Origin of the sequence: Mumia sp. (assembly GCF_028803055.1) — a bacterium.
Classification (GTDB): domain Bacteria; phylum Actinomycetota; class Actinomycetes; order Propionibacteriales; family Nocardioidaceae; genus Mumia.
Genome location: NZ_JARBCJ010000165.1, coordinates 1 through 7,227, shown reverse-complemented (window position 1 = coordinate 7,227; position 7,227 = coordinate 1). Strand labels below are relative to the sequence as shown.

The window sequence follows — 7,227 nt, the reverse complement described above, 5'->3', positions numbered from 1 at the left end:
CTTCCAGTCCGCCCCGGCCGAGGCCATCTTGGAGCCGGGCAGGGCCTGCGGGATGCCGTATGCGCTGGAGGTCGGGTTGTCGGCGTTCCAGCGCCAGTTGCTCTCGCCCACCCACAGGTCGTTGAGGCACCCGAACTGGCCGCTGAAGCCATAGTCGGGGAGCATCGCCTTCGCGATCTGGCGCGGATCGCGGTCCTTCATGCGCGCGGTCCTGGTGGCCATCCGGGCGGCGCGGGCGGTCTTTGCAGCCTGCTGCTTCTTCGCGTCAGCGATCGACGGGCTCGGCGCGGCCTTCTGCGGGGCCGGCCGCTCCCCGGATCGCGAGACCTCGGCGTCGTCACGCTCCGCGGCCCTCGAGGGGCTCGAGCGCGGGTCCAGCTTTTCCAGCCCGGTGACGGACTCCACCTCGGTCGCCGGCGGTGCACCGGTCGCACCGACGGCCGCGCCACCGACGATCGCCGCCGAGGCAGCGACCGCCGCGGCCACGGCGATCCGACCGCGCGGCGTACGGGCGCGGGTGAGGAGCCGTGTCGTCAGCGGTTTGCGTTCGGCCTTGCGTCGGCCGTCCTGGGCACCAGAACGGCGCACGGGCATGCGGGGGTCGATCACTCGTGGTCCTCCGGGGGAAGGAATCGCGGTAAGCGCAACCCCCAGGATGCGCGGAGAACATCACGGGATCAAACAGACAACCAGTGAAAATCCGGTCAGATCGCCCTCTGACCTGCACGAACGGACTTTCCTGAGAATCTGGGCCTACTCCCTCGCGACGGACTCCGCGGCGTGCGCCCCACCCGTGGCTGCGCCCGACGACCCGTCGGCGTCGGACGACGTGTGAGCCCCCGCACGAGCGCTCAGCATCAGGTTGTCCCCGGTCTCGGGATCGAAGAGGTGCAGCTTGGAGACGTCGATCGTGAGCTGCGCCTCGTCACCCTCACGCACCCGGGTCGTCGGGTCCAGCGTCACCACGATCTGCTGCTGCATCCGCTCGCCGTCGAGGTCCTTGGCGAGCTGGTCCAGCGTCGACCTGACCTCGGACGGGGCCTCGAACGGGATGTAGGCGTACTGCTCGTTGCCCAGCCACTCCACCACGTCGACCGTGGCCGAGAACGGCACGCTCGCCTCGGGCACCTGGGGCCCGTTGGCGTCTGTGAAGTGCTCGGGACGCGCACCGGCGATGAGGAGCTCGTGCCCCTCGGCCGCCTTCGCCATCTCCGGCGGCATCGTGAACGAGACGAAGGGCAGCTCCAGCTGGTCCCCGTTGGGGCGTGCCGGAAGCATGTTCATCGGCGGCGAGCCGATGAACCCGGCGACGAACAGGTTGACCGGGTCCTCGTACAGCTCGCGCGGCGAGGCCACCTGCTGGAGGACGCCCTTCTTGAGCAGAGCGACGCGGTCACCGAGCGTCATCGCCTCGGTCTGGTCGTGAGTGACGTAGACCGTCGTCACGCCGAGCTTGCGCTGCAACCGGGCGATCTCGGTCCGCATCTGCCCGCGCAGCTTCGCGTCGAGGTTCGACAGGGGCTCGTCGAAGAGGAACGCCTGCGCCTCCCTGACGATCGCCCGCCCCATCGCGACGCGCTGGCGCTGGCCGCCGGACATGTTGGCCGGCTTGCGGTCGAGGAACTCGGTGAGCTCCAGCGTCTCCGCGGCATCGCGCACCCGCTTGTCGATCTCTTCGTCCTTCATGCCCTTCTGAAGGCGCAGCGGGAAGGCGATGTTCTCGTAGACGTTGAGGTGGGGATACAGCGCGTAGTTCTGGAAGACCATCGCGAGGTTGCGGTCGCGCGGCGGCTCGTCGTTGACCCGCCTGCCGCCGATCATCATGTCACCGGACGTGATCTCCTCGAGGCCGACGATCATCCGCAGCAGCGTCGACTTCCCGCAGCCGGAGGGACCGACAAGGATCATGAACTCCCCGTCGGCGACCTCGAGGCTGACATCGTTCACGGCCGGCGCGTTGTCGCCGTACTGCTTGACGATGTTCTTCATCTCGATGGTGGCCATGGTGATCAACCCTTCACTGCACCGGAGGTGAGCCCGGAGACGATCTTGCGCTGGAACAGGAGGACGATGATGAAGATCGGCACCGTCACCACGACGGAGGCCGCGGCGATCGCTGCGATCGGCTGGTCGAACTGCGACGCACCGGTGAAGAACGCCAGTGACGCCGGCACGGGGATCGCCCGTGTCGTGGAGGTCAGAGATATCCCGAAGACGAAGTCGTTCCAGGCGAAGAAGAACGTGATGATGGCCGCCGTGAAGACTCCGGGCGCCGCCAGCGGGACGATCACCTTCCGGAACGCCTGCCACGACGAGGCACCGTCGACCTGGGCCGCCTGCTCCATCTCCCACGGGATCTCGCGGAAGAACGCCGACAGCACCCAGATCGACATCGGCAGGGTGAACGACAGGTACGGGATGATCAGACCGAGCCACGTGTCGTAGATCCCGATCGCGCGCCACATGTCGAAGAGCGGGCCGACCAGGGCGACGACCGGGAACATCGCGATCGCGAGCGCCATCGAGAGCACGAACTTCTTGCCCCGGAACCGCAGCCGCGCGATCGCGTACGCCGCGAACGTGGCGAGCACCACCGAGATGGTCGTGGAGATGACCGAGATGCCGAACGAGTTGACCAGCGCGCTCTGGAAGAGGTCGAACTTGAAGACCGTCTCGTAGTTGTCGAGGCCGGGGTCGTGCGGGAGGAACCCGCCCTGGTTGACGTCGGCGTTGCCACCCTTGAGGGAGAGCGAGAGCAGGTAGACGACCGGTGTCAGCGTGTAGAGCACGATCAGCTCCGCGCCGACGATGGACGACCACGAGACGTGCGGCGCGGTGTCGCCGAGCAGGAGGCCGACGGCGCCGGTGAGCACGAACACGGTGGCCACGATCAGCCAGAGCCAGAGGTCGGGCCGGTCGATCAGGACGAGCCCGGCACCGGCGAAGATCAAGCCGATGACGATCGCGACCAGCGACCACACCACTCGGGACTTCCGTCGCGGTGACATGTCAGTCTCCTCTCACCTGGCTCAGGTCCACCCGGAACAGCTTCATCAGCCCGAAGGCGATGATGAGGACCGAGAGGAACAGCAGCACCGACATGGCCGACCCGAGGCCGAGCTCGACGCGTTGGATCATGGCGTTGTAGACCAGCCCCGACGGCGGGGCGGTGCCGTTGGCGAAGCCCGTCATGATGAACGGGCTGTCGAAGATGCGGTAGGCGTCGAGCGCCCGGAAGAGCACCGCGACCATGATCGCGCCGCGCATGGACGGCAGGATGACCCTGGTCAGCCGCTGCCACGCGGTCGCCCCGTCGACCGTCGCCGCCTCGATCGCGTCGTTCGGGACCTGCGAGAGGCCGGCGAGGAGGAGCAGGGAGACGAACGGCGTCGTCTTCCAGATCTCGGCGAGGCAGATGACGAAGATCGAGCCCCAGAAGTCGTCGAACGGGTTGGTGCCTGGGTCGAGGTTGAGCCACTGGTTGACGAACCCGGTCGTCGGCTGGAACGCGTACAGCCATGCGTACGCCGAGACCACCGTGATGATGCCGTACGGCACGAGGATCGAGGCTCGGACGATGCCGCGGGCGACGAGGATGTTGTTCATGACCATCGCGAAGCCGAAGCCGATGACGAGCTCGACGGCCACGGTGACGACCATGATGAACACGGCGACGCCGACCGCACGCCACCACAGCGGGTCGGACAGGACCACGCCGTAGTTCGAGATGCCGACGAGCTCACGGTTGTCGGGGTCGGTCAGCCGGTAGCTGAACAGCGAGAGGTAGAGCGCCCGCAGCATCGGCCACGCGGTCACCAGCAGCATCACGGCGACCGCCGGACCTGCGAGCTTCCAGCCGAGACGGTTCTCGGAGCTCTCAGCCGTGCGTGCCTTCGCCGGGCGACCCTTGTCAGGCGCCGCCTTGGTGGGTTCCAACGTCGTGGGGCTGGTCATCCTCATCGCCTCCCGCTCACAGCAGCGCCTTGCCCTGAAGGACGTCCTCGATGTATCTCTTCGACTCCGCCGGAGTCTTGTCGGGGTTCACCGACGACGGCGGGTGCCAGCTCGAGTAGAGCGCGGTGCTGATGTCGCTCCAGTACGGCGTCATCGGCCGCGCGGCCGCGGCGTCGATGCTCTCGCGCCACAACGGCGCCATCGGGAAGGCCTTGCGCGTCTCCGGCTCGTCATAGATCGCGGAACGTGCCGGCTGGTTGCCCGAGGCCTGGGCGTACGTCTTCTGGCTCTCCTCCGACGTGAGGCACGCGGTCGCCTCGTACGCCAGCTCCGGGTGCTTGCCATAGCTCGACACGCCGATGTTGATGCCACCGATCGGTGGACGGCTCTCCTCGTCGGCGACCGTGCGCGGGTAGCGGACCCAGGCGAGGTCTTCCTTGAAGGGAGCCACGTTGGGATCGGAGTAGAGGTAGGTCCAGTTCACGAGGAAGCCGCCGTCGGCTGCCGAGAACGCGGCGACGGACCCACCCTCGTCCGCGTTCGACAGGGCAGGCGGTGCGGCATCGGACTTGCCCAGCGTGGAGACGACCTCGGCGGCTGCCTTGCCCGCCGGGCTGTCGATGGTGATCTTGGCGTCCTTGCCAGCCTCGGGATCCTCGACGATCTGTCCACCGGCGCCTGCGACGAGGGAGTTGATCCACACGGAGTAGCCCTCGTAGCGCTTGGCCTGGACGCTCACCGTCGTCCCGGTCTTCTCGGCCGCGGCGATGACCTGGTCCCACGTCACCGGTCCGCTCGTGTCGAGGCCGGCCTTCTTGGCGACGGACTTCTTGTACCAGAGGATCTGGGTGTTGGACCAGAGCGGCACGGCGACGAGGTTGTCGTCGTAGGTGGCCGCCTCGATCGCGCCGTCGAGCATGCCCTCAGAGAGCTGGGACTGCTGCTCCTCGCTCATCGGCTCGAGGAAGCCGGCGTTGGCGAACTCGGCGGTGAAGGCCGGGTCGAGGCTCATCAGGTCGATCGACGTGTCCTTCGCCGCCAGGCGGCGTACGAGCTGCTCACGCTGCTGGGAGGCGTCGTTCGGGAGCAGCTGGACCTTGATGTCGTAGGCGCCGTTGGACTCCTTGGCGCACTTCATCGCCAGATAGGCCTGGCCACCGGGGGTCTGCTTGCCGTCCTCGCCGGTGACGTACGGGTCGAGGTTGGAGACGTCGGGGTTGATGTACCACGTCAGGGTCGGCGTACCGCTGTCGGAGCCGCCTCCTCCGCACGCCGCGAGAGCGCCAGCCGTGATGACAGTGGCGGCGAGCACCGCGGCCCGCCGTCGAGCCCTCATCCTCATCGACAGCTCCCGTCGTCAAGGGCGCTCGGACGCCTGCGTACGTGACGTCAATACTGAACCACAGCGGTGAGACTTCCGCAGACCGAGCGACCCGGACTTCGCCGCACCAAGCCCGGGCCGCCCGCCAGGTCAGAGGGTCGGATCCTCCAGCATCTCCGTGACCAGCGCCGCGACCGGCGAACGCTCCGACCGGGTCAGCGTGACGTGGGCGAAGAGCGGGTGGCCCTTGAGCTTCTCGACCACTGCCACCACGCCGTCGTGGCGGCCGACGCGCAGGTTGTCCCGCTGAGCCACGTCGTGGGTGAGGACGACCCGCGAGTTCGCCCCGATCCGCGACAGCACGGTCAGGAGGACGTTGCGCTCGAGCGACTGCGCCTCGTCCACGATCACGAACGCGTCGTGCAGCGACCGTCCCCTGATGTGGGTGAGCGGGAGAACCTCCAGCATGCCGCGCTCGATGACCTCCTCGAGCACGTCACCGGAGGTGACCGCACCGAGGGTGTCGAAGACGGCCTGTCCCCACGGGCCCATCTTCTCGGCCTCCGACCCGGGGAGGTAGCCGAGCTCCTGACCTCCGACGGCGTACAGCGGGCGGAAGACCACGACCTTCTTGTGGAGGCGGCGCTCCATCACCGCCTCCAGCCCCGCGCAGAGCGCGAGTGCGGACTTGCCGGTCCCCGCGCGCCCGCCCATCGACCCGATCCCGATCTCGGGGTCGAGGAGGAGGTCGAGCGCGACCCGCTGCTCGGCCGAGCGGCCGTGGATCCCGAACGCCTCACGGTCGCCGCGGACGAGCCTGACCCGCTTGTCGGCGGTGACCCGGCCGAGGGCGCTCCCCCGCGACGACAGCAGCACGAGGCCCGTGTGGCACGGCAGCTCCCGCGCGTCGGGGAGGTCGGCGACGCCCCGGTCGTAGAGGTCGGCAACATCCTCTGCGGGGACCTCGAGCTCGACCATGCCCGTCCACCCGGACTCCAGCGCGAGCTCGGCGCGGTACTCCTCGGACGCCAGCCCGACGGCTGACGCCTTGACCCGCATGGGCAGGTCCTTGGAGACGAGCGTGACGTCGCGGCCCTCGTCGGCGAGGTTCTTGGCCACCGAGAGGATGCGCGTGTCGTTGTCACCGAGCCGGAACCCTGACGGCAGCGAGCTGCAGTCGGTGTGGTTGAGCTCGACGCGCACCGTGCCGCCCTCGTCGTTGACCGAGATCGCGCGGTCGAGCGTGCCGTGGCGGACCCGCAGCTCGTCGAGGAGACGCAGCGCGCCGCGGGCGAAGTAGCCCAGCTCGGGATGGGCTCGCTTCGCCTCGAGCTCGCTGATCACGACGACCGGGATGACGACCTCGTGCTCGGCGAAGCGGGTCAGAGCCCGGGGATCGGCGAGAAGCACGCTGGTGTCGATCACGTAGGTGGTGGGGATGTCAGCAGCCACGGCAATCTCCTCGTACGAGCCCACGCGCATCCCCGCGCCGGCTCACTCTCTCGCAGATGGAGCCGGTTGCGGAGCGGCGGGCCCGGGGGCGGGCCGACCTCCCGCCGTGCGCACGGGACCGGCTCCTGTGACGAGCGGTCGGTGGTGCACGGAGGGCCTCCCGGTGCCGTCGGGAGGTGGTCCCGTCGACGAGACGACGGTACGACGCGGGCGGTCCCCTTGGACAGCGACACGCCACCAGGTGGACACGTCCTGTCAGGCGGGCGGGCGACTCACTGTCCGAAGCGGCGCTCGCGCTCGGCGTACGAGCGGATCGCACGCAGGAAGTCCACCCGCCGGAACGCCGGCCAGAGCGCCTCGCAGAAGTAGAACTCGCTGTGCACGCTCTGCCAGAGGAGGAAGCCCGACAACCGCTGCTCGCCGGACGTCCGGATGACGAGGTCGGGGTCGGGCTGACCCTTGGTGTAGAGGTGGTCGGCGATGTGCTCGACGTCGAGCAC

At 68.5% G+C, this 7,227-nt stretch carries 7 protein-coding genes; all 7 read right to left on the bottom strand.

Translation table 11 applies throughout. The features are described from left to right. On the bottom strand, positions 1–609 hold a 609-nt coding region (locus tag PV363_RS14140; RefSeq protein WP_301022640.1), incomplete at its 3' end, for a hypothetical protein. Positions 610–753: 144 nt separating this feature from the next. Continuing rightward, positions 754–2,004, bottom strand: a complete 1,251-nt coding sequence (gene ugpC, locus PV363_RS14135; protein WP_301022639.1) for a sn-glycerol-3-phosphate ABC transporter ATP-binding protein UgpC — start codon at positions 2,002–2,004, stop codon at positions 754–756. 5 nt (positions 2,005–2,009) lie between these two features. Next, on the bottom strand, positions 2,010–3,008 hold the full coding sequence (locus PV363_RS14130; protein WP_220343803.1) for a carbohydrate ABC transporter permease: 999 nt from the start codon (positions 3,006–3,008) through the stop codon (positions 2,010–2,012). Between the two features lies 1 nt (position 3,009). Continuing rightward, a complete protein-coding gene (locus tag PV363_RS14125; protein ID WP_220343802.1) occupies positions 3,010–3,954 on the bottom strand; it encodes a sugar ABC transporter permease in 945 nt (314 codons plus the stop codon). Positions 3,955–3,970: 16 nt separating this feature from the next. Next, positions 3,971–5,296 (bottom strand): extracellular solute-binding protein, encoded by a 1,326-nt coding sequence (locus PV363_RS14120; RefSeq protein WP_220366113.1) that lies wholly within the window; start codon positions 5,294–5,296, stop codon positions 3,971–3,973. A gap of 129 nt (positions 5,297–5,425) precedes the next feature. Next, complete coding sequence (locus tag PV363_RS14115) at positions 5,426–6,727, bottom strand: PhoH family protein (protein ID WP_301022638.1); 1,302 nt, start codon at positions 6,725–6,727, stop codon at positions 5,426–5,428. A 272-nt stretch (positions 6,728–6,999) separates the two neighbouring features. Then, positions 7,000–7,227, bottom strand: a 228-nt coding sequence (locus PV363_RS14110; protein ID WP_301022637.1) for an undecaprenyl diphosphate synthase family protein, incomplete at its 5' end; no start/stop codon positions are given.

Bases quoted from the DNA above. Each gene is read 5' to 3' on its own strand.
- PV363_RS14125 (WP_220343802.1), bottom strand. From the start codon at position 3,954: ATGACCAGCCCCACGACGTTGGAACCCACCAAGGCGGCGCCTGACAAG.
- PV363_RS14130 (WP_220343803.1), bottom strand. From the start codon at position 3,008: ATGTCACCGCGACGGAAGTCCCGAGTGGTGTGGTCGCTGGTCGCGATC.
- PV363_RS14120 (WP_220366113.1), bottom strand. From the start codon at position 5,296: ATGAGGATGAGGGCTCGACGGCGGGCCGCGGTGCTCGCCGCCACTGTC.
- ugpC (WP_301022639.1), bottom strand. From the start codon at position 2,004: ATGGCCACCATCGAGATGAAGAACATCGTCAAGCAGTACGGCGACAAC.